At 40.5% G+C, this 26,078-nt stretch carries 22 protein-coding genes; all 22 read left to right on the top strand.

Annotation, left to right across the window (positions count from 1 at the left end):
- The first annotated feature begins 4 nt into the window (after window positions 1-4).
- The 22 genes from serC to BUA88_RS05040 all read left to right on the top strand — a co-directional run bounded on the left by serC (window position 5) and on the right by BUA88_RS05040 (window position 26,064).
- Window positions 5-1,087, top strand: a complete 1,083-nt coding sequence (gene serC / locus BUA88_RS05145) for a 3-phosphoserine/phosphohydroxythreonine transaminase (protein ID WP_072913607.1) — start codon at window positions 5-7, stop codon at window positions 1,085-1,087.
- Window positions 1,087-2,250, top strand: a complete 1,164-nt coding sequence (locus BUA88_RS05140; RefSeq protein ID WP_072913604.1) for a phosphoglycerate dehydrogenase — start codon at window positions 1,087-1,089, stop codon at window positions 2,248-2,250. Before serC ends, BUA88_RS05140 begins: the two co-directional genes overlap by 1 nt.
- Before the next feature lies 1 nt (window position 2,251).
- Window positions 2,252-3,487, top strand: coding sequence for a DUF1015 domain-containing protein (locus tag BUA88_RS05135; RefSeq protein ID WP_072913601.1), 1,236 nt, complete (start codon window positions 2,252-2,254; stop codon window positions 3,485-3,487).
- Between the two features lie 157 nt (window positions 3,488-3,644).
- A complete protein-coding gene (locus tag BUA88_RS05130) occupies window positions 3,645-4,523 on the top strand; it encodes a mechanosensitive ion channel family protein (protein ID WP_072913599.1) in 879 nt (292 codons plus the stop codon).
- Between the two features lie 2 nt (window positions 4,524-4,525).
- Window positions 4,526-7,432 carry an insulinase family protein gene (locus BUA88_RS05125; RefSeq protein WP_072913596.1) on the top strand — a complete coding sequence of 969 codons (2,907 nt, stop codon included), beginning with the start codon at window positions 4,526-4,528 and terminating at the stop codon, window positions 7,430-7,432.
- Window positions 7,433-7,443: 11 nt separating this feature from the next.
- The gene (gene era, locus BUA88_RS05120; protein ID WP_072913594.1) at window positions 7,444-8,352 is read left to right on the top strand and encodes a GTPase Era; all 909 of its coding nucleotides are present in this window, start codon (window positions 7,444-7,446) and stop codon (window positions 8,350-8,352) included.
- Between the two features lie 3 nt (window positions 8,353-8,355).
- Complete coding sequence (recO, locus tag BUA88_RS05115; protein ID WP_072913591.1) at window positions 8,356-9,081, top strand: DNA repair protein RecO; 726 nt, start codon at window positions 8,356-8,358, stop codon at window positions 9,079-9,081.
- Complete coding sequence (locus tag BUA88_RS05110; RefSeq protein WP_072913588.1) at window positions 9,078-9,860, top strand: hypothetical protein; 783 nt, start codon at window positions 9,078-9,080, stop codon at window positions 9,858-9,860. Before recO ends, BUA88_RS05110 begins: the two co-directional genes overlap by 4 nt.
- Window positions 9,861-9,901: 41 nt before the next feature.
- Entirely contained in the window at window positions 9,902-11,299 is a 1,398-nt protein-coding gene (locus tag BUA88_RS05105; protein ID WP_072913585.1) for a glycine--tRNA ligase, read from the top strand.
- Window positions 11,300-11,325: 26 nt separating this feature from the next.
- The gene (locus BUA88_RS05100; RefSeq protein ID WP_072913582.1) at window positions 11,326-12,000 is read left to right on the top strand and encodes a hypothetical protein; all 675 of its coding nucleotides are present in this window, start codon (window positions 11,326-11,328) and stop codon (window positions 11,998-12,000) included.
- 26 nt (window positions 12,001-12,026) lie between these two features.
- A complete protein-coding gene (locus tag BUA88_RS05095; RefSeq protein ID WP_072913579.1) occupies window positions 12,027-13,673 on the top strand; it encodes a putative manganese-dependent inorganic diphosphatase in 1,647 nt (548 codons plus the stop codon).
- 170 nt (window positions 13,674-13,843) lie between these two features.
- Window positions 13,844-15,319 carry a transcription termination factor Rho gene (gene rho, locus BUA88_RS05090; RefSeq protein WP_072913576.1) on the top strand — a complete coding sequence of 492 codons (1,476 nt, stop codon included), beginning with the start codon at window positions 13,844-13,846 and terminating at the stop codon, window positions 15,317-15,319.
- A 114-nt stretch (window positions 15,320-15,433) separates the two neighbouring features.
- Window positions 15,434-16,585, top strand: coding sequence for an NAD(P)-dependent malic enzyme (locus BUA88_RS05085; RefSeq protein ID WP_072913573.1), 1,152 nt, complete (start codon window positions 15,434-15,436; stop codon window positions 16,583-16,585).
- A 34-nt stretch (window positions 16,586-16,619) separates the two neighbouring features.
- The gene (locus BUA88_RS05080) at window positions 16,620-17,135 is read left to right on the top strand and encodes a DUF4364 family protein (protein WP_072913570.1); all 516 of its coding nucleotides are present in this window, start codon (window positions 16,620-16,622) and stop codon (window positions 17,133-17,135) included.
- 111 nt (window positions 17,136-17,246) lie between these two features.
- Entirely contained in the window at window positions 17,247-17,453 is a 207-nt protein-coding gene (gene rpmE / locus BUA88_RS05075) for a 50S ribosomal protein L31 (protein ID WP_015550865.1), read from the top strand.
- A gap of 68 nt (window positions 17,454-17,521) precedes the next feature.
- On the top strand, window positions 17,522-18,451 hold the full coding sequence (locus BUA88_RS05070) for a DUF1385 domain-containing protein (RefSeq protein ID WP_072913567.1): 930 nt from the start codon (window positions 17,522-17,524) through the stop codon (window positions 18,449-18,451).
- A complete protein-coding gene (gene prmC / locus BUA88_RS05065; protein WP_072913564.1) occupies window positions 18,452-19,282 on the top strand; it encodes a peptide chain release factor N(5)-glutamine methyltransferase in 831 nt (276 codons plus the stop codon).
- Window positions 19,283-19,299: 17 nt separating this feature from the next.
- The gene (gene prfA / locus BUA88_RS05060) at window positions 19,300-20,373 is read left to right on the top strand and encodes a peptide chain release factor 1 (RefSeq protein ID WP_072913561.1); all 1,074 of its coding nucleotides are present in this window, start codon (window positions 19,300-19,302) and stop codon (window positions 20,371-20,373) included.
- Window positions 20,374-20,880: 507 nt separating this feature from the next.
- Window positions 20,881-21,585 (top strand): LytR/AlgR family response regulator transcription factor, encoded by a 705-nt coding sequence (locus BUA88_RS05055; RefSeq protein WP_072913557.1) that lies wholly within the window; start codon window positions 20,881-20,883, stop codon window positions 21,583-21,585.
- Between the two features lie 15 nt (window positions 21,586-21,600).
- Complete coding sequence (locus BUA88_RS05050) at window positions 21,601-22,962, top strand: sensor histidine kinase (RefSeq protein WP_072913555.1); 1,362 nt, start codon at window positions 21,601-21,603, stop codon at window positions 22,960-22,962.
- 189 nt (window positions 22,963-23,151) lie between these two features.
- Window positions 23,152-25,509: a glycoside hydrolase family 3 C-terminal domain-containing protein gene (locus tag BUA88_RS05045; protein WP_072913552.1), complete on the top strand. Its 2,358-nt coding sequence runs from the start codon at window positions 23,152-23,154 to the stop codon at window positions 25,507-25,509.
- Window positions 25,510-26,064, top strand: a complete 555-nt coding sequence (locus BUA88_RS05040) for a GtrA family protein (RefSeq protein ID WP_072913550.1) — start codon at window positions 25,510-25,512, stop codon at window positions 26,062-26,064.
- Window positions 26,065-26,078: the final 14 nt, after the last annotated feature.

Raw genomic sequence — 26,078 nt, 5'->3', positions numbered from 1 at the left:
TGTAATGAGTAGAGTTTTCAATTTTAGTGCAGGACCAGCAGTATTGCCAGAGGAGGTTCTTAAGGAAGCAGCAGAGGAGATGCTTGATTATAGAGGCTGTGGCATGTCAGTTATGGAGATGAGCCATCGTTCTAAGGTTTTTGACCAGATTATCAAGGAAGCAGAAGCTGATATCAGAACTCTTATGAACATTCCAGACAACTACAAGGTTCTATTTCTTCAGGGTGGAGCAAGCCAGCAGTTTGCTGCAGTTCCAATGAACCTTATGAAGAATAAGAAGGCTGGATATATTATCACAGGTCAGTGGGCTAAGAAGGCATTTCAGGAAGCAAAGATGTACGGCGAGGCTGTAGAGCTTGCATCCTCAGCTGATGAGACCTTCAGCTATATTCCAGATTGTTCGGACCTTCCTATCACAGATGATATGGATTATGTATATATTTGTGAGAACAACACAATCTATGGCACAAAGTTCAAAACTCTACCAAATACAAAGGGTAAGGACTTGGTAGCAGACGTTAGCTCATGCTTCCTTTCTGAGCCAGTTGATGTTACAAAGTATGGCATCATCTATGGTGGTGTTCAGAAGAATGTTGGACCAGCAGGTATGGTTATTGTAATCATCCGTGAGGATCTTATCCGTGATGATGTTCTTCCAGGCACACCTACAATGCTTAAGTACAAGACACAGGCAGACAACGACAGCCTTTATAACACACCTCCATGCTACGACATCTACATCTGTGGCAAGGTGTTCAAGTGGCTCCTTAAGAATGGCGGACTTTCAGCTATGAAGGAGCTTAACGAAAAGAAGGCTAAGATTTTATATGATTACCTTGATTCTTCAAAGCTATTCAAGGGTACTGTAAGAAAGGAAGACCGTTCACTTATGAATGTTCCTTTTGTTACTGGTAATGAGGAGCTTGATGCAAAGTTTGTAAAGGAAGCTACAGAAGCTGGCTTTGTAAACCTTAAGGGACACAGAACTGTTGGTGGTATGAGAGCTTCTATCTACAATGCAATGCCAATCGAGGGTGTTGAGAAGTTAGTTGAGTTTATGAAGAAGTTTGAGGAGGAGAACGCGTAATGTATACATTCAATTGCTTAAATCCAATTTCTGACAAGGGCTTAGAGCTTTTCTCAACAGATTATAAAAAGGTAGAGACAATCGGTGAGGCAGATGCTGTTCTTGTACGTTCAGCAGCTATGCATGACATCGAGCTTGGTGACAAGCTTTCATGCGTTGCCCGTGCCGGCGCCGGTGTAAACAATATTCCACTTGATAAATGTGCTGAGGAAGGAATTGTTGTATTCAACACTCCAGGTGCAAATGCAAATGGTGTTAAGGAGCTTGTTTTTGCAGGAATGCTTCTTGCAAGCCGTGACATCGTAGGTGGTATCAACTGGGTACTTGAAAACAAGGATGACGAGAACATTGGAAAGACAGCTGAAAAGGCTAAGAAGGCTTTTGCAGGTACTGAGATTGCAGGAAAGAAGCTTGGTGTTATCGGACTTGGAGCAATCGGTGTAAAGGTAGCTAATGATGCTAATCGCCTTGGAATGGAAGTGCTTGGCTACGATCCATATATTTCCGTAAATGCAGCTTGGAATCTTTCAAGAAATGTAAAGCACGTTACTAACGTTGAGGACATCTATAGAGAGTGCGATTTCATTACAGTTCATGTTCCACTTCTTGATGCTACAAAGGGCATGATTAATAAAGAGGCAGTTCAGATTATGAAGAAGGGTGTTGTTATTCTTAACTTTGCCCGTGATCTTCTTGTTGATGAGAAGGCTGTACTTGATGGTATCGAGGCAGGAAAGGTTCGCAATTACGTAACAGATTTTGCAAACCCAACTGTTGCAGGAAAGAAGGGGGTTATCTGTACACCACATCTTGGTGCTTCAACTGAGGAGGCTGAGGATAACTGTGCAGTCATGGCAGTTAAGGAAGTAATGGATTATATGGAGAATGGTAATATTACACATTCTGTAAACTATCCAGATTGTGATATGGGTGTTTGTACTGCTGAGTCACGTGTTGCTATTCTTCACAAGAACAAGGCAGGTCTTATTGCTTCATTCACTACAATTCTTAGTAATGAAAATGTAAACGTAGATGATATGACAAACAAGAGCCGCGGAGACTATGCATATACACTCCTTGATTTAGGCTCAAAGATTAGCGACTCAGTCGTTGATGAAATTGCTAAGGTAGAAGGAGTAATAAAAGTAAGGGTGGTTAAATAAAATGGCGTTGATAGTACCATTTAAGGCCATACGTCCAAGCAAAGAGGAGGCTGCTGTTATAGCAGCCCTTCCTTATGATGTTTATAACAGACAGGAGGCCTACGAGAAGGTTAAGGAACAGCCATGTTCATTTCTTGCGATTGATAGACCAGAGACACAATTTGCACCGGATGTAGATATGTACTCGGATGCTGTTTATAACAAGGCTGCAGAAATGTTAAATCAGTGGATAGACGAAGGCCACTTTATTCAGGATGATGGCGAGTTCTTCTATCTTTATGAGCTTACTATGGATGGTCGCTCACAGACTGGAATCGTGGCATGTGCATCTATTGATGACTATCAGAAATCTGTCATCAAAAAGCACGAGAATACCAGAGCTGAAAAGGAGCAAGACAGAATCAGACATGTGGATACCTGTAGTGCTCAGACAGGGCCAATCTTTTTGGCATATAAGGCGGATCATACAATAAGTGGTGTTGTAGCCAAGACCAAGAGCCGTCAGCCAGTATATGATTTTACAGCAGAGGATGGAATCAGACATCGCTGCTGGGTTATCGATAAGATGATGGATAAGGCGCTTATTACGACAGCCTTTGATAAGATGGATAGCATTTATATTGCAGATGGTCATCATCGTGCTGCAAGTGCAGTTAAGGTGGGATTAAAGCGTAGAGATGAGAATCCAGGATTTACAGGAAAGGAAGATTTTAATTTCTTCCTGTCAGTTCTCTTTCCAGATGAGGAACTTAAAATTTACGATTATAACAGAGTTGTAAAGGATTTAAATGGACTTGCACCTGAGGAGCTTTTAGAGGAGTTGGATTCGGTGGTAGAGGTTTTGGAAACCTCTGATAAGCCGATTCGCCCACAGACTAAGGGACAGTGGAGTATGCTTTTGGAAGGAACCTGGTATTTATGTCAGGTGAAACCAGAATTGCTAGTAGACGATCCTGTTGAAGGACTTGATGTATCTCTTCTTCAAAATCTTGTATTAGAGCCACTACTTGGAATTTCAGATCCAAAAACTGATGACAGAATAGATTTTGTCGGTGGGATTCGAGGCTTAGAAGAGCTGGAGCGTCGTTGTAACACAGATTGCAAAATCGCATTTGCTATGTATCCAACCAGCATTCAGGAGTTATTTGATGTGGCTGATGCAGGGCTGCTCATGCCACCAAAGAGCACATGGTTTGAGCCAAAGCTCAGAAGTGGATTGTTTATACACCGTATATAGAATAATTAAGAAACACCTAGTAGCTATCAAGCTCTCAGTGTTGCTCAAGGAGCCAATCTCGCGACGGGCAATACTGAGGCTTGAGAGTGTGACTAGGTGTTTTTTTAGCTTGATTGTGCTATAATATTACGGATTGTAACGAGAGGGAGGATCGCACGTGTTAGCAGCAGAATTAGAGACAGTTACAGCGGAAGAATTAGTAGAAGACATTCAAAAAGGTGTTATACAGCAACAGCTAGAGGGAATGATTCCCAAATTCTGGAGTTTTGGCTGGAGCGTAGTACTTTCTATTGTAGTATTCTTTGTAGGTACCCAAATAATCAAAGGAATTATAAAGGTATTCCATCGAGCGATGAGTCTTAAGGACGTGGATCCAGGTGTGGAGACGTTTTTGGAGTCTGTGCTTAAGTGGATTTTCTATATTATTTTAATTACTATCATACTGGGATTGTTTGGTGTTACCACTACATCAATTTCCGCTGCAGTGGCAGGTCTTGGTGTTACTATCGGTCTTGCTTTGCAGGGGGCACTTTCAAATTTTGCTGGTGGAGTTCTCATTCTTCTCATGCACCCATTCAGAGTGGGAGATTATATTATCGAGCATTCTACAGGTCAGGAAGGTACAGTAGAGAAGATTAATATTATCTACACTACTCTTAAGATGATTGATGGACGTTTAGTCCAGGTACCAAACGGTTTGCTTTCGTCATCATCTATCACAAATAATACTTCCATGACTCGTCGTATGTTTAATGAGACAGTCGGCATCAGTTATGATTCAGATATTAAGAAGGCTAAGGAGATAATGAAGGCCATTGCTGAGAAGCAGGATCACCTTATCACTGATGAACCAGTAAAAGTATTCGTTGCGGAGCTGGCAGACAGCTCAGTTCAGATTGGACTTAGATTTTGGGTGGAGACAGAATACTTTTGGCAGACAAAATGGGATGTTTTAGAAGAAATTAAAAATAGATTTGATAAAGAAGGCGTCGAAATCTGCTTTAATCAGTTAGACGTTCACATAAAGGAGAAGTAGCTTTGAACAAGGCATATGAACTATTAAAGGAAGAAAAGCTTGAGGGACTTGATTCCCTTGGTTTTATATTTGAACACAAAAAGACAAAGGCTAGAATTTGTTTTATTTCAAATGATGACGATAACAAGGTATTTTATGTAGGATTTAGAACACCACCAAAGGATTCCACAGGTGTGGCGCATATTGTAGAGCACACTGTTCTTTGCGGTTCAGACAAATATCCTGTTAAGGACCCATTTGTAGAGTTGGTAAAGGGAAGTCTTAATACTTTCCTTAATGCTATCACATATCCTGATAAGACTGTATACCCAATTGCCAGTACAAATGACAATGATTACATGAATCTTATTGACGTATACATGGATGCGGTTTTCCATCCAAATATCTACAAGTATCGTGAGATATTTGAGCAGGAGGGCTGGCACTATGAGATGGAGGATGAGAATAGCGAATTAACCATCAATGGTGTTGTATACAATGAGATGAAGGGAGCATACTCATCTCCAGATGATGTTTTAAATCGTCAGATTTTAAATTCACTATTCCCAGATACCACTTACGCTATTGAGTCGGGTGGCGATCCAAAGGTAATTCCATCACTTACTTATGAGGATTTCCTTGCCTTCCATAGCAAGTATTATCACCCAAGCAATTCATATATTTACATTTACGGCAATGTTGATATAGATGACCTTTTAGAGTACTTAGATACAAAATATCTCCGCTACTATGATTATCTAGAGGTAGATTCTGAGATTAAGATGCAGAAGCCTTTTGATAAGCCAGTAGAGAAGACTGTTGATTATTCTATTGCAGAGGATCAGGAAATCGAAAACAACGCCTACCTTTCATACAATGTATGTATAGGCGATGTTCTAGACCCTAATATGTACCGTGCATTTGATATATTAAATTACGCTTTAGTTTCTGCTCCGGGTGCGCCACTTTACCAGGCTCTTATTGATGCCAATATCGCAGAGGACGTGGAGTGTTCATTTGAATCTTCTCAGCGACAGATGTTTTTTAGTATTGTAGCAAGAGGAGCTAATGAGGAAGACAAGGATCGTTTCGTAGAAATTATCGATACTACTCTTGAGAAAGAAATAAAGAAGGGTATCGATAAAAAGACTCTATTTGCTTCAATTAACGGAGAACAGTTTAGAGCAAGAGAGCTGGATTTTGGAAGTGCTCCAAAGGGTCTTATCATTGGTCTTCAGCTTTTGGATAGCTGGCTTTACGATAAGAACCAGCCTTTCTTACATCTCCATTCTGTTGAAGTATTGGAGAAAATTAAATCTAGAGTTGAGAATGGGCTTTTTGATTATATTGCCGATGTTTACCTACTTTCTAATAATCACAAATCTATCGTCACACTTCGTCCTAAGCAGGGGCTTACAGGTGCCGATGATGAAGAACTGAAGAAACATTTAGCAGAGGTAAAATCAAAGCTTTCTCGTGAAGAGATAAAGCAGATAGTTGAACACACAGCTTACCTTAAAGAATATCAGGAGACACCTTCTCCAAAGAAGGACTTGGAAAAGATTCCAATGCTTTCTCGATTGGATCTTAGAAGAGAAGCTCGTCCAATAGATTTAGCTGTGCATGATGAGGATGGCACCACATTGCTTCATCACAAGGTTAGCACCAATGGAATCCATTACTTCAATATGGTATTTGATATAAGTGATGTTAGTGCTGAGTGGCTTCCATATGTATCTATGCTTGAGAGATTCATTGGTTTGCTGGACACTGAGCATTTCACCTACACAGATTTCACTAATGAGATGTATCTTCACACAGGTGGAATCACTACAAACACTGCTATATATGAAGTATTTGGTTCGCCAGACGAATGTAAAGTTACTTTTGAAGTTCGTTCTAAGTTTATTTATGATGAAGCTGATGCAGCAAAGGATTTAGCATTAGAGATGCTTCTTCATACAGATTTCTCAGATGAGAAGCGTTTAAAGGAACTTATTACAGCTGAAAAGTCTCATATGGAATCAAATATCAGCTCTCGTGGAAACATGATTGCAGCTACCAGAGCAAGATGTGGATTCTCAAAGAAGGCTGCCATTTCAGAGGCAGGCAGTGGAATTTCATTCTATCGCTTCCTTGTTGACTTAGAAGAGAACTTTGATAGTAGAAAAGATGAAGTTATATCTAAATTAAATTTATTAACTAAGTATATTTTCTCTAAATCAAGACTAATTGTATCCTCTACAGGAAAGACTGAGGTTCTCAGTCAGGCCAAGAGACTTGTTGCTGAGATTAAGCCATTATTATCAGATGAAAGATATGATTTTGGCGGATTCCAGTTCAAAGAGCATGAAGTTAAAGAAGCGCTCAAGGATGCTTCTCAGATTCAATATGTTGCAATGGCAGGTGATTTTAGAAAAGCTGGCTATGAATACAATGGAGCATTCAAGATATTAAATACCATTCTTGGCTATGATTATTTTTGGATAAAGGTCAGAGTTCAGGGCGGTGCATATGGATGTAGCATGAACTCCAGCCGTCAGGGAGATTTGGTATTTGTTTCATATCGTGATCCAAATCTTACAGAGACATTAAAGGTCTTTGAGGAGACAGGAGATTACCTTAGAAACTTCGATGCTGATGACAGAGATATGACCAAGTACATAATTGGAACTGTCAGCGGCATGGATACACCTCTCACTCCTTCACAGCGAGGACTTAGAGGATTGAACTGTTATATGTCGGGAACGAAGTACGAGGATCTTCAGAAAGTTCGTAATGAAGTTCTTGATGCTACAGTAGAAGATATCAGAGCTTTGGCAGCGCCAATCGATGCCGCCGTAGCCCAGCACCACGTATGCGTCGTAGGAAATGAGAACGTAATAAATCAAAATAGTAATTTATTTGATTCTATTGAAAATTTGTATTAAGAGGAAAGAGTATGAGTAATTTTAAATCGGGATTTGTAACAATTGTAGGTCGTCCAAATGTTGGTAAGAGCACTTTGATGAACCATATCATAGGTCAGAAGATTGCTATCACCAGCAACAAGCCACAGACAACCAGAAACCGTATTCAGACTGTTTACACAGATGAAGAGGTAGGTCAGATTGTATTTCTTGACACACCAGGTATGCATCAGGCTAAGAACAAGCTTGGTGAGTACATGATGTCTGCAGCAAAGAGTACAATCAATGATGTGGATCTTATTCTTTGGCTGATTGAGCCAGATACAAAGGTTGGAGCTGGAGATAAGAAGATTGCAGAGCTTCTTTCCACAGTTGATGCGCCAGTTATCTTAGTTATCAACAAAATCGACATGGCTGATGGTGCAAAGGTTGGAGAAACAATCCAGGCGTTCAAGGATTTATGCAATTTTATCGAGGTAGTTCCAGTTTCTGCTCTTCACGGAGAGGGATGTGACGATCTTCTTTCTACTATATTTAAACATCTTCCAGAAGGTCCTGCCTTCTATGACGAAGAGACTGTTACAAATCAGACTCTTAGAGAAATCACAGCAGAGATTATCAGAGAGAAATCACTTCATGCTCTTAATGATGAGGTTCCACATGGTATCGCAATTGCCATTGATACCATGAAAGAACGTCCTGGCAAGAAGGCTATGTGGGATATCGAAGCAACAATTATCTGCGAGAAGACTTCTCACAAGGGAATTATAATAGGAAAGGGTGGTGCCATGATTAAGAAGATTGGTACCAATTCCCGATACGAAATAGAAAAATTATTAGATGCCAAGGTTAATCTTAAGCTTTTTGTTAAGGTTAAAAAGGATTGGCGTGACAGCGACTATGAGCTGAAGAATTTTGGATACAAAAAAGAGGACTTGTAATCAATGGGACTTGTTACCCTTACTGGATTAGTGCTTTCCAGTTCTGATGTGGGAGAATTTGATAAGAGACTGGTGATTCTTACCAAGGAATCAGGCAGGGTAACAGCCTTTGCTAAGGGTGCGAGAAGGCCAAACAACCCTCTGGTTGCTGCTTGCTCACCATTTTGTTTCGGTACTTTTGAGGCATATGAAGGTCGGAATTCTTATCATATTTCAAAAGCGAATATTTCCAACTATTTCAGGGATTTGGTTTTGGATTACGAGAAGGTTTGTCTTGGCTCATATTTTCTTGAGGTCGCAGACTTTTTATCAGTAGAGGGTATTGACGAGAGACATCGGCTTGCTCTCTTATATCAAAGTCTTAAGGCATTAGAATCAGGAAAGTTTTCACTCAGGTTATTAAAGAACATTTATGATTTAAGAACCTGGGTTATAGATGGCGAATATCCCAACGTATTTCAGTGTTGCAGCTGTGGAAAAAAGGAAAATTTAACAACCTTTTCTCTTAAGCGTCACGGGATGCTATGTAGAGAGTGTGGCAATCTGGAATCAGGCACTGATATATCAGGATCTACACTGTATGCCATGCAATTCATAGTTTCATCTAAGATAGAAAAGTTGTATACTTTTGTACTGAATAACGAAACGGAAGAAGAATTGACTAGAATTTTGTCCGCTTATAGATTAAACTATAGAGCGCACAAATATAAAAGCGAGGAATTTTTATGACACAAAGAAGACCTGCTGGGGGAAAAGGCGGTATGCGTACCAGGAATGCTGCCAGTCCAACAAGACAGGGTGTTGCTGCCAAAGAACTTCAAGCAGCCAGACGAAAAAAAAGACAAAAAGAAGTAATGAGAAACCGCATCATTTTGGGTGTGGTATGTGTAGCTTTACTTGCACTTTTGGTTACTTTAGTTGTAAAGCTGGGTGGTGCAATTTTATCTTCAGGAGGAACAGCCGATACATCCACCATCACCTTTTCAAAGGATGGACAGGTTGTTTTTGAGGAAGTCACCGATTTCGATACCCAGACATACTCTAAGTCAGAATTTAAGAAATATACACAGAATTTGATTAAAGAGTTTAATGAAACAAATGGAGAAAAATCCATTTCATTAAAGAGACTTACATATAGAAAAGGGCAGGTTTACATTAAAACTACCTATAAAGATGCTGAAAGTTATGCAGCATTCAGTTCTTATAGCACTTATAATGGTTCCTACGAGGGTGCTGTTAATGCTGGCTACGATTTTTCAGTACTGTTTTGTACCACTGAAAACGATACAAAGGGTACAGCTCGCGCAGTAACGCCTGATGAAGAATTTGCAGGCATGAATGTAGTGGTAGTTAGCGAAAATGTAACAGTTAAAGTGCCAGGACAGATTTATTATGTTTCAGAAAAATCCACAGATGTAGTTGATGCAAATACTGTTAGCATAAAGCAGGCTGATGGAAATAATGATGCTACAGATTTGGTTTATATTGTTTACCAGCCAGAAAAATAATAGAAATAAATTTTTATTTATATAGAGAGGAAATAATAATTATGGAAAAGACAATGGACAAAATCATTGCTCTTGCTAAGGCAAGAGGCTTTGTATATGCAGGTTCAGAGATTTACGGCGGACTTGCTAATACATGGGATTATGGAAATCTTGGTGTCGAGCTTAAAAACAATGTTAAAAAAGCTTGGTGGCAGAAGTTCGTTCAGGAGAATCCATACAACGTTGGTGTTGATTGCGCCATCCTTATGAATCCACAGACATGGATTGCATCAGGTCACCTTGGTTCATTCTCAGATCCACTTATGGATTGTAAGGAGTGCCACGAGCGTTTCAGAGCTGACAAGATTATCGAGGATTTTGCAGCTGAGAACAACATCGAGCTTAAGGGTTCTGTTGATGGCTGGACAAAGGAAGAGATGAAGGAATTCATCGAGAGCAACAACGTTCCATGTCCTACATGTGGAAAGCACAACTTCACAGATATTCGTGAGTTCAACCTTATGTTCAAGACATTCCAGGGTGTTACAGAGGATGCTAAGAATACAGTATATCTTCGCCCAGAGACAGCTCAGGGTATTTTCGTAAACTTCAAGAATGTACAGCGTACATCTCGTAAGAAGGTTCCATTTGGTATCGGCCAGATTGGTAAGTCATTCCGTAACGAGATTACACCTGGTAACTTCACATTCCGTACTCGTGAGTTCGAGCAGATGGAGCTTGAGTTCTTCTGTAAGCCAGGCTCACAGGATGAATGGTTCCAGTACTGGAGAAGCTTCTGCCGTGACTGGTTACTTTCACTTGGTATGAAGGAAGATGAGATGCGTCTTCGTGACCACGATCCAGAGGAGCTTTCATTCTACTCTACAGGTACTACTGATATTGAGTTCTTATTCCCATTCGGATGGGGCGAGCTTTGGGGTATTGCCAGCCGTACAGATTACGACCTCACACAGCATCAGAATGTATCTGGTCAGGATCTTACATATTTTGATGATGAGACAAATGAGAAGTACTTACCATACGTTATCGAGCCATCTCTTGGTGCAGACCGTGTAGTACTTGCATTCCTTTGTGCTGCATATGATGAAGAAGAGGTTGGTAAGGATGGAAAGAGTGATGTTCGTACAGTTCTTCGTTTCCACCCAGCACTTGCACCAGTTAAGATTGGTGTACTTCCACTTTCTAAGAAGCTCAATGAAGGTGCTGAGAAGGTATTTACAGAGCTTTCTAAAAAATATAATTGTGAATTTGATGACAGAGGAACAATCGGTAAGAGATATCGTCGTATGGATGAAATCGGAACACCATTCTGCATTACATATGACTTTGACTCTGAAGAAGATAACATGGTTACAATTCGTCACCGTGATTCTATGGAGCAGGAGCGTATCGCTATTGCAGACTTAGATGCTTACTTTGCAGACAAGTTCACTTTCTAAATTAATAATTAATAAGGAGAGATGCTATGGAAAACGTAAATGTTCAAGAAATCGAGCTTGATGACGTTAATTCTACAGAGGATTCACAGCCATCTGTTAACGTAACATCCATCGAAATCGATAATGGTGAGGATTTATTACTATCGCAGATTGATGCTTTTCGCGAGAAGGCTACACAGCTTCAGCAGCTCATTTTAGCAAAGGAACAGAAGGCTGCTGAGCTTGAAGCTCTTGTTCAGGAAAAAGAAGCTATTAACCTTCAGCTTCAGAATGAACTTAATAAAAAACAAGAGGAAGCAGACAGCTTGGTTGCTGATGTTGAGACTCAGGTTGACAGAATGATGCAGGTTGTTAAGAACAACATGGATCAATTAGAGCTTGACATTAAGGGACAAGTATCAGATAATCAAGAGTCCTATGAAACACATAACAGAAATCTTCAGGATACTCTGAGAAATGTTTCAGATGGTCTTGACAGTATTCAGAGCGAGCTTTCAGAGAAAACTCATTCTGAGTCAGTTCATTTATATCGCTTGATTCAGGATCTCCTAAAGGAGCATGATAAGAGCGAAGAGCAGTCATTAAAGGCTGTAGAGCATTATAGCTCATTAAAGAAGCTTATTGTTGCAGCATTAGTTCTTCTTGCTGCAAATCTTGGGGTTGGTATTGCGGGTTTATTACTTTCATTTGGAATTTTATAAGTTAGTTTTATTTTAACGGAGGTACTATGCCGAATACGGTTTACATTATCGGACACAAAAACCCTGATTCAGATAGTGTTTGCGCAGCTGTAGCGTATGCATATCTGAAAAATGCCACATCAAATAATGGCACTATTTACGAAGCTAAAAAGGCGGGACAACTCAACGAGGAGACCCGTTACGTTTTGGAAAGATTCAACATCCAGGAGCCAGAGACAGTTATGGACGTTGGAGCTCAGTTGACAGATATTGAATATCGTCGTCTTGAGCCAGTTGATGGTCACATTTCACTTAAGAAAGCTTGGGAACTTATGCTTGAGAGAGATGTAGCCACTCTTCCTGTAGTAGGAAAGACAGGAAAGCTTGAAGGAGTTATCGTAAACGGAGATATCGCATATTCATATATGGATATTTACGACAATAGCATCCTTTCACGTGCCAGAACACAGTACAGCAATATCATTGGCACATTAAATGGAAACCTTGTCACAGGTAATCCACACGCTTATTTCGTTAAGGGACAGGTTGTAATTGCATCAAGCAACCGCGAGGACCTTATGGATGATATCAACGTAGATGATTTAGCTATCGTTGGTAACATCACAGCTCGCCAGGCTATTTGTATTGAAGCTGGATGTAGCTGTCTTGTTGTTTGCGGCGCAAGCCATGTTGAGCCTGAGATTATCAGACTCGCAGAGGAGCACCAGTGTGTACTTATCACAACAGAGTACGATACTTTCACTGTTGCGCGTCTTATTCACCAGTCAATGCCAATTCGTCAGTTCATGCAGAAGGACGATATTGTTAGCTTTGAATTAGATGATTATGTAGATGATGTTAGAGAAATCATGAAGTCAGTTCGTCACCGCGATTTCCCAATCTTGGATGAGAACAGACATTACGTTGGAATGGTTTCACGTCGACTTCTCTTAAATATGCAGAAGAAGCAGGTTATCCTTGTGGACCACAACGAAAAGTCACAGGCTGTAGATGGTCTTGATCAGGCAGAAGTGCTTGAGATTATCGATCACCATAGACTTGGTTCTTTAGAGACAGTTTCACCTATCTACTTTAGAAACCAGCCTGTAGGTTCTACAGCAACAATTGTTTCTATGATGTATGAGGAAAAGGGTGTTGAGATTCCAAAGCATATCGCAGGTGTGCTTTGCTCAGCTATCATTTCAGATACACTTATGTTCCGTTCACCTACATGTACTCCTGTAGATGAGGCAAAGGCTAGAATGCTTGCTGATATCGCAGGTGTTGATGTTGTTGAGCTTGCTACATCAATGTTTGAAGCTGGAAGTGATTTCAAGGATAAGACTCCAGATCAGATCTTCCACACAGATTACAAGATTTTCAACAGCGGAGATATCAACTTTGGTGTTGCACAGGTTAGCTCAATTTCTAAGGGCCAGCTCAATTCTATCAAGGATGGAATCAAGAGCTACATGGGCACATTAAAGGATTCTTCAGACTTAGATGCAGTATTCTGCATGCTTACAGATATTCTTAATCAGTCAACAGAGCTTCTCTTTGTTGGTGATGATGCTGATAAGATTATTGCTGATGCATTTAGATTACCAGTTTCTGATGACAGCTACATTTTAGAGGGTGTTGTTTCTAGAAAGAAGCAGCTCATCCCACCTATTATGGAGTCTTTACAAGAGTAAAACATTATTGGACTTCAAGAATTTTTTCGCAAAAAATTCTTGAAGTCCTTGTTTTTGCCTTAATCAGAGTATATAATTCAGTTATCATCAAGGTATAATTCATTAGTCGATTCGACTTTTAATTCCATGACGTAAATAATTTGTTTAAATATAAATTTAAGGAGAGTTAAATGAGAGAAAAATATGAGAGTTTGGCTGTTGCGGTACTACGTGACTTGGCGAAAGCAAGGGGAATAAAAGGTGTTTCCTCTATGAAAAAAGCCGATTTAGTAGAAGCTATGCTTGCGCAGGACGAAATCGATGCGAAAGAAGCAGTTAAGGAAGCTACAGCCAAAGAAACTCCAGCAAAGGAGACAGAGACAAAATCAGATCCTGTTAAGGCAGAGAACGAAAGAATGCCTAGACCTGAGAGAACTAAGAGACCAGAACGTCCAGAAAGACCAGAACGTCCAGAAAGAGTAGAAAAGACTGAGAAGGTTGAGCGAAATGAAAACGTTCCTCAGGATATTCCTACAGACGGACTACTTTCTGCCAGTGGTATTTTAGAGGTTATGAGTGATGGATTCGGATTTATCCGTTGCGATAACTATATGCCAGGTACAGATGACGTTTATGTTTCACAGTCACAGATTAAGAAATTCAATCTTAAGACTGGTGATATCATAATTGGAAAGAAGCGCTTTAACAATCCTACAGATAAGTTCGCAGCGCTAATGATTATCGATACAATTAACGGATATGATCCGGCAGCAGCCTGCAGAAGACCTAACTTTGAGGATCTTACACCAATTTTCCCTAACGAGAGAATTCGTCTTGAACGTCAGAAGAGCTCAGTTGCAATGCGTATCGTTGACCTTGTTAGTCCTATCGGAAAGGGCCAGCGTGGTATGATTGTTGCTCAGCCTAAGGCAGGTAAGACAACACTTTTAAAAGAGGTTGCTACATCAGTTAATTATTCACACCCTGATATGCATCTTATCATCTTGCTTATTGATGAGCGTCCTGAGGAAGTTACAGATATGAAGGACACTATGAGAAACAGCAAGAATGTAGAGGTTATATATTCAACATTCGATGAAAGCCCAGAACATCATAGACGTGTTTCTGAGATGGTTATCGAGAGAGCCAAAAGACTTGTGGAGCACGGACAGGATGTTATGATTCTTCTCGACTCTATCACAAGACTTGCACGTGCTTACAACCTTACAGTTCAGCCATCAGGACGTACACTTTCAGGTGGTCTTGATCCAGCAGCACTTCACATGCCAAAGAAGTTCTTTGGTGCAGCCAGAAACATGAGAGAGGGTGGCAGCCTTACAATTCTTGCCACAGCCCTTGTTGAGACTGGTTCAAAGATGGATGATGTTGTATACGAGGAATTTAAGGGAACTGGTAACATGGAGCTCATTCTCGATAGAAAGCTTTCAGAGAAGAGAATATTCCCAGCTATAGATATTACAGCATCAGGTACACGTAGAGAGGATCTTCTTCTTTCACGTAAGGAATTAGATGCTATGGAAATTATGCGTAGAGCTATCAATAGTGCCCGCAAAGAGGACGCTATTGAGACTATATTAAATATGTTCGCACATACTAAGTGCAATGATGATTACATTGATATGGTTATTAGAAAGCGTGTAATTTAATGTATTAAGAAGGGGCCCTTTAGGGAAGATTTCTTAATACCCAGAACTGCCCCATTGCCGGAGGCAATTATAATGGCAGTTCTTCAACTAGTAAGGATTAGAAGGGAGAGCAATATGGCATCAGTAGACGAAACAGCGGTATTTTTACACAAGCAGTGGAACGGTAAAATCGAGACTACCTCGAAGGCACCTGTCAGAAACAGAGAGGACTTATCCATTGCTTACACACCAGGTGTAGCAGCACCTTGCCGAATCATAGCAGAGGATAGCGAGGAGGCTTACAATTACACTCTCAAGGCCAACACAGTGGCAGTAGTTTCAGACGGTTCAGCAGTTTTAGGACTTGGAAACATCGGACCACTTGCCGGACTTCCAGTTATGGAAGGCAAATGTGTATTGTTTAAAGAGTTTGGTGGTGTTAATGCATTCCCTATAGTACTTAGTACTCAGGATCCAGATGAAATAGTAGCAGCTGTAAAGGCTATTGCTCCTACCTTCGGAGGAATCAATCTTGAGGATATATCAGCTCCAAGATGTTTTGAAATTGAGGAGCGCTTAAAGCAGGAGTTAGATATTCCTGTTTTCCACGATGATCAGCATGGAACAGCTATTGTTGTTTTAGCAGGCATCATCAACTCATTAAAGGTAGTAAAGAAGGACAAAGAAGCATGCAAGGTTGTAGTCAATGGTGCTGGTTCAGCAGGTGTTGCAATTACAAAGCTTCTCCTTACATATGGCTTCAAAGATGTTACAATGTGTGACCGTCAGGGCATCATTGGTCCTGATTATCCAGATCTTAACTGGATGCAAAAAGAAATGACAAAGGTTACAAACCTTTCTCATAAGACTGGTACACTTGCAGATGCTCTCGTAGGGGCAGACATCTTTGTTGGTGTTTCTGCACCAGGCATTGTTTCTAAGGAAATGGTTGCATCTATGGCTAAGGATTCTATTCTTTTTGCTATGGCAAATCCAACACCAGAAATCATGCCGGATGAGGCAAAGTCAGCAGGTGCGAGAGTCGTAGGTACAGGACGTTCCGATTTCCCAAATCAGGTAAACAATGTTGTTGCCTTTCCGGGCATTTTCAGAGGCGCTTTAGAGGCTCGTGCCACAGCTATTACAGAAGAGATGAAGCTTGCTGCTGCTGAAACAATTGCGTCCCTTGTGGATGATGAGCAGCTTTGCGATGATTTCATTTTGCCAGAGGCTTTTGATCCTCGTGTACCAGTAGCTGTAGCAAATGCTATTAAAGCTTTGGTTTAGTTTTAGATTTATTTAGTTATACAGGAGGGATACCATGGCAGAACCAACCATGATATACAAGATTACAATACTAGAATTACTTCATCGAAGTGGTTTCCCGCTTAGCAATAGCCAAATTACAGATTTCTTTCTTGAGGGAGATCTGACGGATTATTTTACTGCCCAGCAGGCAATTAGTGATGATGAGGATGCAGGGCTTATCAAATCAGTTACAAATCACAACAATACAACATATTCTATTACGGATGAGGGCAACAAAACATTGGAGCTTTTCAAAGAAAAGATTACTCCAGCTCTTTCCAAGGATATCAACAAATATTTAAAGGCTAATTCAATCTCCATGAAGGAGGAGAATTCCTATAAAGCCACATATTTTAAGGCTGATAGAGGAGGATATGTGGTACAGCTTCGTATCACAGAAAATGAAGTACCTACCATTGATGTAAGCTTCCATGTAGGTTCTAAAGAGATAGCAGAGACACTGTGTAACAACTGGAAAGTAAAGGCACAGGAGGTTTACGATTCACTGCTTGACATCCTAATGAACTGATGTTATACTTGTGAAGCTGTTAATCGGGATGAAATGCGAGACCCTCGCATTTAAACAGCTATACTTACAGTTGGAAATTGTAAACATTTATTAAATGAGAGGTGAAAATCAATGAGACAGGGTATCCATCCAGATTATTATCAGGCTACTGTAACATGTAACTGTGGTAACACATTCGTTACAGGTTCTACAAAGGAGAGCATCCACGTAGAAATTTGTTCAAAGTGTCATCCATTCTACACAGGCCAGCAGAAAGCTACACAGGCTCGTGGACGTATTGACAAGTTCAACAAGAAGTACGGTATTGACGCAAAGTAGTTTGTTTTATGGACTTTTAAGGGTTGAGATGTTTGATCTCAGCCCTTTTGTCGTGTATAGGAGAGGTAATGAAGTATTCAGGAATAGGCGGTCAGGCTGTCATGGAAGGCGTCATGATGCGTAACGGCGCTAAATATGCTGTTGCGGTTCGTAAGCCAGACAAAGAGATAGTCGTAGATGTTAAAAATACAAGGGACCCTAATGATGTTTGGCACAAGATTCCAATCATCAGAGGTGTTGTTTCTTTCATTGAGTCTTTGACAATAGGTCTTAGCACTCTTATGTATTCGGCTTCATTTTTTGAAGATGAGGAGGATACAGTAGATAAATCAAAATTATCTGAAGAGGAGCTTTCAAAGCTTGAGAAGAAAGAAAAGGCTGAGATGGGAGGCATTTTAGTTCTTTCATTTGTTATGGCCATGGCAGTATTTTTTGCATTGCCTTATTTTATTTCATTAGCTTTAAATAAGTTTGTTGCTTCACAGGCATTGATTGCTTTTATAGAGGGAATCATCAGAATTGCTATTTTCATTGGATATGTGGTGGTGATTTCCCGCATGGAGGATATAAAACGTACCTTCATGTACCACGGTGCAGAGCACAAATGCATTAATTGTGTGGAAGCAGGAAAGCCTCTTACAGTTGAAAATGTAAGAACTTCCACTAGATTCCACAAGAGATGTGGCACCAGCTTTATATTTATAGTATTTATAATATCTGTTTTTGTTTTTATGTTTATATCCTTTGATAACGTATGGCTTAAGCTCGTTGCAAGACTCTTGCTTATCCCAGTTATCGCAGGAATTTCTTATGAGTTCATTCGACTTGCAGGCCGATATGACAATGGTTTTGTGGAAATCATTTCCAAACCAGGCTTGTGGTTACAGCGTCTTACGGTTATGGAACCTGATGACGACATGATTGAAGTAGGCATAGCTTCCGTCGAGGCAGTTTTTGACTGGAAGAAGTTCCAAGAAGAAAATGAGGGATGTTTCTAAATGACATATAAAGAAGCTTTAGATAAAGGTATTGTTATACTTGAATCCGAAAGGATTGCAGATGCGAAGATAGATGCATGGCTTTTGCTCTCATTCGTCAGTGAAATGACAAAGGCTCAGTATTTTTTGAAGCAGACAGAGCAAATAGACCAGCTTACTTTATATAAATATCAGGATGTGCTTTGTAAAAGAGCCCAGCATATTCCACTCCAGCATATTACTGGGGAGCAGGATTTCATGGGGCTAAGCTTTTGGGTAAATGAGCATGTTCTTATTCCAAGACAGGACACAGAAACACTTGTAGAAGAGGCGTTAAAGGTCATTCCTTCTGGAAGTCACGTTTTAGATTTGTGTACAGGCAGCGGATGTGTTATTATTTCTCTTGTTGCGCTTGGACAGGGACTATCAGGAATTGGTGTAGATATTTCTGAGGAAGCCCTTACGATTGCAAGAGAGAATGGCAAGCGCCTTGTTGGAGCAAAGGTCGTCTTTGAAAAAGGCGATTTGTGGCAGCCAGTTACTGGTAAGTTCAACGCTATTGTTTCCAATCCACCATATATTCGCACTGCGGATGTGGAGGAGTTGGAAGAAGAGGTTAAAGATCACGAACCTCGTCTTGCCTTAGATGGCACAGAGGATGGTTTGTTCTTTTACAGAGAGATTACAGCTCACGCCAGAGAGTATCTCAATGAAGGTGGTTGGCTTTTAGTTGAAATCGGATATGACCAGGGACAGGATGTTTCTGCATTATTCGAAGAAGCAGGTTTCAAGGATGTAGAGGTTGTTAAGGATCTCCCTGGAAACGACAGAGTAGTTAAAGGACATATATAACATGGAGGTAGTAAAGCATGTTTGATAGATTAGAAGATTTAGTACTTAGATATGAAGAGGTTATGAACCTTCTTTCTGAGCCAGATGTTGCAAATGATAATGCACGTTTCAGAGCTCTTATGAAGGAGCAGTCAGATTTAGCTCCTATCGTAGAAGCTTATAAGCAGTATAGTTCACACAAGCAGAACATCGAGGATTCACTTGCTCTTCTTGAGGAGGAGACAGATGAGGAGATGAAGGAGCTTGCAAAGGAAGAATTAAATGAGTCAAAGGCTGAGGTTGAGCGTCTTGAGCAGGAGCTTAAGATTCTTCTTCTTCCAAAGGACCCTAACGATGATAAGAACGTTATTGTGGAAATCCGTGCAGGTGCCGGTGGTGAAGAGGCAGCTCTTTTCGCAGCAGAGATTTATCGTATGTATGTACACTATGTTGAGTCACGCGGTTGGAAGGTTGAGCTTCTTGAGGCAGACGAGACAGGTATTGGCGGTATGAAGAACATCGAGTTCATGGTTAAGGGAACAGGTGCATACTCTATCCTTAAGTACGAGTCAGGTGTACATCGTGTACAGCGTGTTCCAGAGACAGAGTCACAGGGACGTATCCAGACATCTACATGTTCAGTAGCTGTTATGCCTGAGGCAGAAGAAGTAGATATCCAGATTGAAGAGAAGGATATCCGTATCGACGTTATGCGTGCTTCTGGTAACGGTGGTCAGTGTGTCAACACAACAGATTCAGCTGTTCGTCTTACTCACTACCCAACAGGTATTGTTATCTACAGCCAGACAGAGAAGTCACAGCTTCAGAATAAGGAAAAGGCTTTCGCACTCCTTCGTGCAAAGCTCTACGATTTAGAGTTACAGAAGCAGCAGGATGCTGAGGCAGCAGAGCGTCGCTCACAGATTGGTACTGGTGATCGTGCCGAGAAGATTCGTACATACAACTTCCCACAGGGACGTGTTACAGACCACAGAATTAACCTTACACTTTACAAGCTTGATAAGATTATGAATGGAGATATCCAGGAGATCTTAGATGCACTTATCGCAGCTGATCAGGCTGCAAAGCTTGCAAAGATGAATGATAAGTAAAGATGAGTTTATCGCAGAGGTTTAGTCTATGGCTAAACCTCTTTTTATTTGAGCTTTGTTCATTCTATCTGCCAAGAGTCCCAGTCAAGTGCAAGGCCTGGCGGCTCGGCTTCGCCGCCTCTTGACAGCGCCTCTTTTGGCAGATACTAGGCAAACAAGCTCAAAAAAATAGGACTGTGGCAAAGCCCATTGCATTTACTACCTGAGACCTACTAATTTGATAAGGTAGTAAATTTTTTTAGATATTCTACTACCTATATACAAGAAATGAACACAGGTAGTAACTTTTTACTACCTCAGGAAAAACTATCAAAATAGGCAGTAGTTTATAAATCAAAAACTACTACCTCTATAAGCAAAATCTATTCAGGTAGTAAAACTCCCATTTTCACCCCTTAAAATAAAAAGAGGTTTAGCCATAGACTAAACCTCTGAGTTAAAATCATCATTAATGTACTAGTATAGAAATTCTTGATTAAAAAATAATATTTATGTTATTTTAGTTACATGATTAACGTATGCATAGTCGAGGACGAGGAAGCTCAGGCAGAGCTTCTGGGAAAATACATAATTAAATATGGTGATGAGCGCAAGCAGCAGTTTGCAATTACCCACTTGCCTGATGGAATGGATCTTGTAGATGATTACAAGGGACAGTTTGATATTATCTTGCTTGATATTCAGATGAAGCATTTAGATGGAATGGCAGCCGCAGAGAAGATACGTAAGATTGATTCTGATGTTATCATCATCTTTATCACCTCCACTGTTCAGTATGCGGTGCAGGGATATGCTGTTGATGCTTTGGGATATGTTCTAAAGCCTGTTCCATTTACTCAGTTCGAGCAGCTTTTTGATAAGGCTACATCCAGAGTTAAGGCAAAACAGCAGCACGTATATATTAAGGTTTCTGTGGATGATAAGCAGATTAAGCTTGACTGTGATGATGTTTTGTATATTGAAAGCCAGAGAAATAATGTAATCATTCATTGTGAGGAAGCAGATTACACTACGGCAGGCCCACTGAAGAAATTTGAAGAGATGCTCAGTCCGCATGGATTTAGCAAGTGCCATAATGCTTACATCGTCAATCTCTCTTGTGTGGATGCTATTCAGAAGGAAGAAGTGCTTCTTAAATATGGAATCACACTTCCAATCAGCCGTGCAAAAAAGAAAGAATTTATGGCTGCGTTGACTGAAGATATTCTTTAGAAGAGGTGTTAATATATGAATTTATCCGCATTTTTAGACCCAGTAAAATTACAGGACACACCAAGATTTTTTACCGCTATTGCCGAATGGCTGGCGGTTTTTGTTTATTTCAATATTTACAAGAGACGCCACAATGATTATTTGTTTGTAATTCAATGTGTGCTCACCTTTGCATTGCTTACATTATTCCAGTTTATAGCGGGGTTATTGTCACTTTCCTTTTGGATACCGGCAATGATAGGTGCAGTTGCATTGATGTATGTGTCTCTTTATGAAGTGTTGGATATAAAGCCTAAGGATTGTGGAGTCCTTACAACTCACGCATTTGTATTGGCTGAGTTTGCAGCCAGTCTTTATAATCAGCTTTATGTGTGGATTGTCAGATTCATTGATCAAAAGACTATTATGGGCTCATTTTTTATAATGGCAGTGGTTTATGCCATTACATACAGTGTATATTTCAAAATTGAGCGTGGAAATATTGCTCCAAATCGTAACCTTAATGTTAATAACAGGGAGCTTATAAGCGTTGTGATTACAGGTATAGGCTGTTTTATCATGTCAAACCTTAGCTTCGTAAGTAGCCGTACACCATTTTCAGCTACAGAAAATATGCTTTACGTAAGAACATTGGTTGATTTCGGAGGAATGCTTATGCTAATGACCCAGATGGGCCGTAGAAATGAGCTTACTCTCAGGAATGAAAGTAACGAGATCAACCAGCTTTTCCAAAAGCAGTATGAGCAGTATAAGCTGGCTGTAGATAATTCAGAAGCTCTTAGAAAAGAGATGCATGACATGAAGCATTATCTTATGGCTCTAAAGAACGAGGATGACCCTGCCCGCCGCGCAGAGGTTCTTGAGGATATGGAGCAGTCCATAGCCATCCAGGAATCATTTATGAATACGGGAAACAAGGTACTTGATGTTATCCTTACCACAAAGAGTCTTCAGTGTCAGAAGAAAAACATCACATTAAATGCAATGGTAGATGGTGATTTGTTGGCGGATATTCACGTAAAGGATATTTGCTCGCTTTTTGGTAATATTCTTGATAATGCTATCGAGGCCACTCAGCAGGTAGAGAATGAAGAAAAGCGCCTTATCACCTTGTCTGTCAGAAGACGAAATCAATTTATAATAGTAGAATGTGAAAACTATTCCGAAGGTACAAATGTAAGATTGAGGAGTAGTCAGCGAAAGCGTATCTTTAGAAGTAACAATCTTCCTCAGACTTCAAAGGCTGATAATGTTAAGCATGGCTTTGGATTAAAGTCAATCAACCAGGTTGCTGAGAAGTACGGTGGTGCTATGAATTGTAGCTACGATGATGGATGGTTCAAGGTAAAGGTGCTTTTAGCTAATAAAAATTCATAATGCAAGTTATCACGGATTTTTGACAAGTTGTCCTTTGGGGCGACTTGTCTTTTTTATTGCGTGCTATATTAAACTCATGATTCGATGAGGTGGCAGGTAACAAGCTCTAATATTTTCTGAGCGAATCGTGTTAGATGAGCGGGAAATCATTAGGCTTGTGACCGTAGACACCGGACTAATGGAGGATTTATGGAAGCTAAAGAAATAATTTCAAAGTTAACACTTATGGAGAAGGCCGCACTTTTAAGCGGTAAGAATGAGTGGGAATCAAGAGATATCCCTCGTTTGGATATTCAGTCAATTACTTTTTCTGATGGCCCTCACGGTTTGAGACGTCAGGAAGGTGCAGGAGATCATCTTGGTCTTAATGCTTCACTTCCAGCTACGTGTTTTCCAACAGCAGCTACAGTTGCTAACAGTTGGGACCCTTCTATTGGTGAAGAAATTGGTGCAGCACTTGGTGAAGAAGCAGTTGCGCAGAACGTTGATGTCTTATTAGGACCTGGTCTTAATATGAAACGTTCTCCATTATGTGGACGTAACTTTGAGTATTTCTCAGAGGATCCAATTCTTGCTGGAAAGATGGCTGCTTCTTATGTAAGAGGTATTCAGAGCAAGCACGTATATTCCTGCCCAAAGCACTTTGCTGTAAATTCTCGTGAGTATCGTAGAATGGCAATGAATGCAGTTGTGGATGAGCGTACACTTCGTGAGATTTACCTTACAGCCTTTGAGATTGCTGTTAAGGAAGGTGGCGCTAAGACAATCATGTCTGCTTACAACGAGGTTAATGGCAAGTATGCAAATGAAAATGAGCATCTTCTTGTAGATATCCTCAGAAATGAATGGGGATTTGATGGCATCGTAGTTACTGACTGGGGCGCAAGCAACGACCATGTTGCTGGTGTTAAGTGCCAGTCAAATGTTGAGATGCCAAATCCTGGACTTGATTCAGCAAGAGAGCTTATTAAGGCTGCTACAGAGGGCGAAGGTCGCATCACAGAGGCAGAAATCGATAAAGCTATCTTACCTATTATCGAGGCAGCAATTTACTTTAAAGAGAATGATCATACAAAGGGATTTGATAAGGAAGCTCATCATGCAATTGCAAGAAAGGCAGCTGTTAATTCAGCAGTTCTTCTTAAGAATGATGAGGATATTCTTCCACTTGCAGCCGGCACAAAGGTTTGCTTAAGAGGACCTTTCGTAGAAAAACCTCGTTATCAGGGTTCAGGAAGCTCTCAGGTTAATTCTACAAAGGTAGAGACTATTGCAGAGCAGATTAAGAATTACGACCTTAATGTGGTTGATGACCCAGAGAAAGCTGACGTTGTTTTATTCTTCTTCGGACTTGACGAAATTGCAGAGTCTGAGGGCGGCGACAGAATGTCAATCGACATTCCTGAGTATCAGATTAAGGAGCTTGAGAGCCTTACAGTATTCAACAAGCATATTGTTGGTGTTATGAGTGCTGGTTCCTCTGTAAAGATGCCTTGGCTTGATAATCTTCAGGGACTTCTTCATGGATATCTTACGGGACAGGCAGGAGCATCAGCTCTTCTTGATATCATCACTGGTAAGGAGATTCCTACAGGAAAGCTTACAGAATCTTATCCATTCGCGTATGCGGATTGTTCGATTTATAACTACGCTGGTACAGAGAAGAGAAATCTTCAGTATCGCGAGGGACCATTTATTGGATATCGTTATTACGATACAGCTGATGTGGCAGTTCAGTTCCCATTTGGATTTGGACTTAGCTACACCACATTTGAATATTCAGCACTTACTGTTTCAGCAGATGGTGTTAAGTTCACAATCACAAACACAGGTAAGCGTGATGGTGCGGAGATTGCACAGCTTTATGTTGGTAAGGCAGAGTCAGGACTTATCAGACCTAAGAAGGAGCTCAAGGGCTTTAAGAAGGTATGGATCAAGGCTGGCCAGGCAGCTGACGTAGAAATTCCATTTGATGATAAGACTTTCCGTTATTTCTCAACTGTTTCCAACAAGTGGGAGATTGAAGGTGGCGAATATCAAATTTACGTTGGTGCAAACGTATCAGATATTAAGCTTACAGGCACAATCACAAAGGAAGGCACAATCACAGAGTTGCCATACGATATCAATACACTTCCTAGCTATAAGTCAGGAAAGGTTCGCAATGTTCACTATGAGGAGTTCGAAAAGCTTTATGCTAAGCCTCTTCCAGAGGAAAAGGTTGGACCACTTGATATCAACGATGCTTTTTGTCAGATGGAGGATGCAAAGAGTGGAATTGGGCGTTTAGTTTACCGAATTCTCAAGAAGAAGCTTGACCAGTCATATGAGAAGGGAATTCCTGATTTGAACATCATGTTCATCTACAATATGCCATTTAGAGCAATGAGTAAGATGACTGGTGGAATGGTATCCCGCGAGATGACAGAATCCATTGTAACCATATTTAATGGACATTTCTTCCGCGGACTTGGTGGAGTAATCGGAGGCTTCTTTAGAAACCGCCGTGAAAATAAGAAATATGAAGAGAGATTAAGGAGAAGTTAAATGAATTTTTGGAATAATTTTGCAGATAAGCATCCTGCAGTTGCTAAGTGGGTTCGTGAAGGAGGCTTGTTTGTAATTGTAAGTAATGCCATTACAGTTTTTAAGTATTTATTACTTACATTTTTGCCAGCCGCATTTGCATTTTTAGGAACCCGCTCATTTGGATGGCCTGGAAAAGAAATCACTTTATTTGGTGAGACTTTCCAGTGGAATATATTAGGATATGACGATGCACATGGTGGATTAGCATATTTCGCAGCATACATGGTTGCAATGGTTATTGGTGAGTGCATCAATTTCCCAATCCAGAAGCTTTGGGTTTTCCGTAATCACGACAAAGCTGGAAAGCAGATTGCATGGTATGTACTTGCATTCATCGTAATCACATGCATTGTAAACTCAATCAATTGTATTTGGGTTGCAGTGGCTGGCAAATTTGTTGCCCCATTCGTATACAACATCGGTACAACAGTACTCAACGGTGGCGTTTCTATGGTTGTGTTCTTCTTTGTTAATAAGATCATCTTCCCAGAGACACCAAAAACCACCGAGTAGTTATAAAAGGAAGG

Origin of the sequence: Pseudobutyrivibrio xylanivorans DSM 14809, assembly GCF_900141825.1 — a bacterium.
GTDB classification, from domain to species: domain Bacteria; phylum Bacillota; class Clostridia; order Lachnospirales; family Lachnospiraceae; genus Pseudobutyrivibrio; species Pseudobutyrivibrio xylanivorans.
Note: the sequence above shows the minus strand (reverse complement) of the source record. Positions and strands in the feature narration are given on the sequence as shown.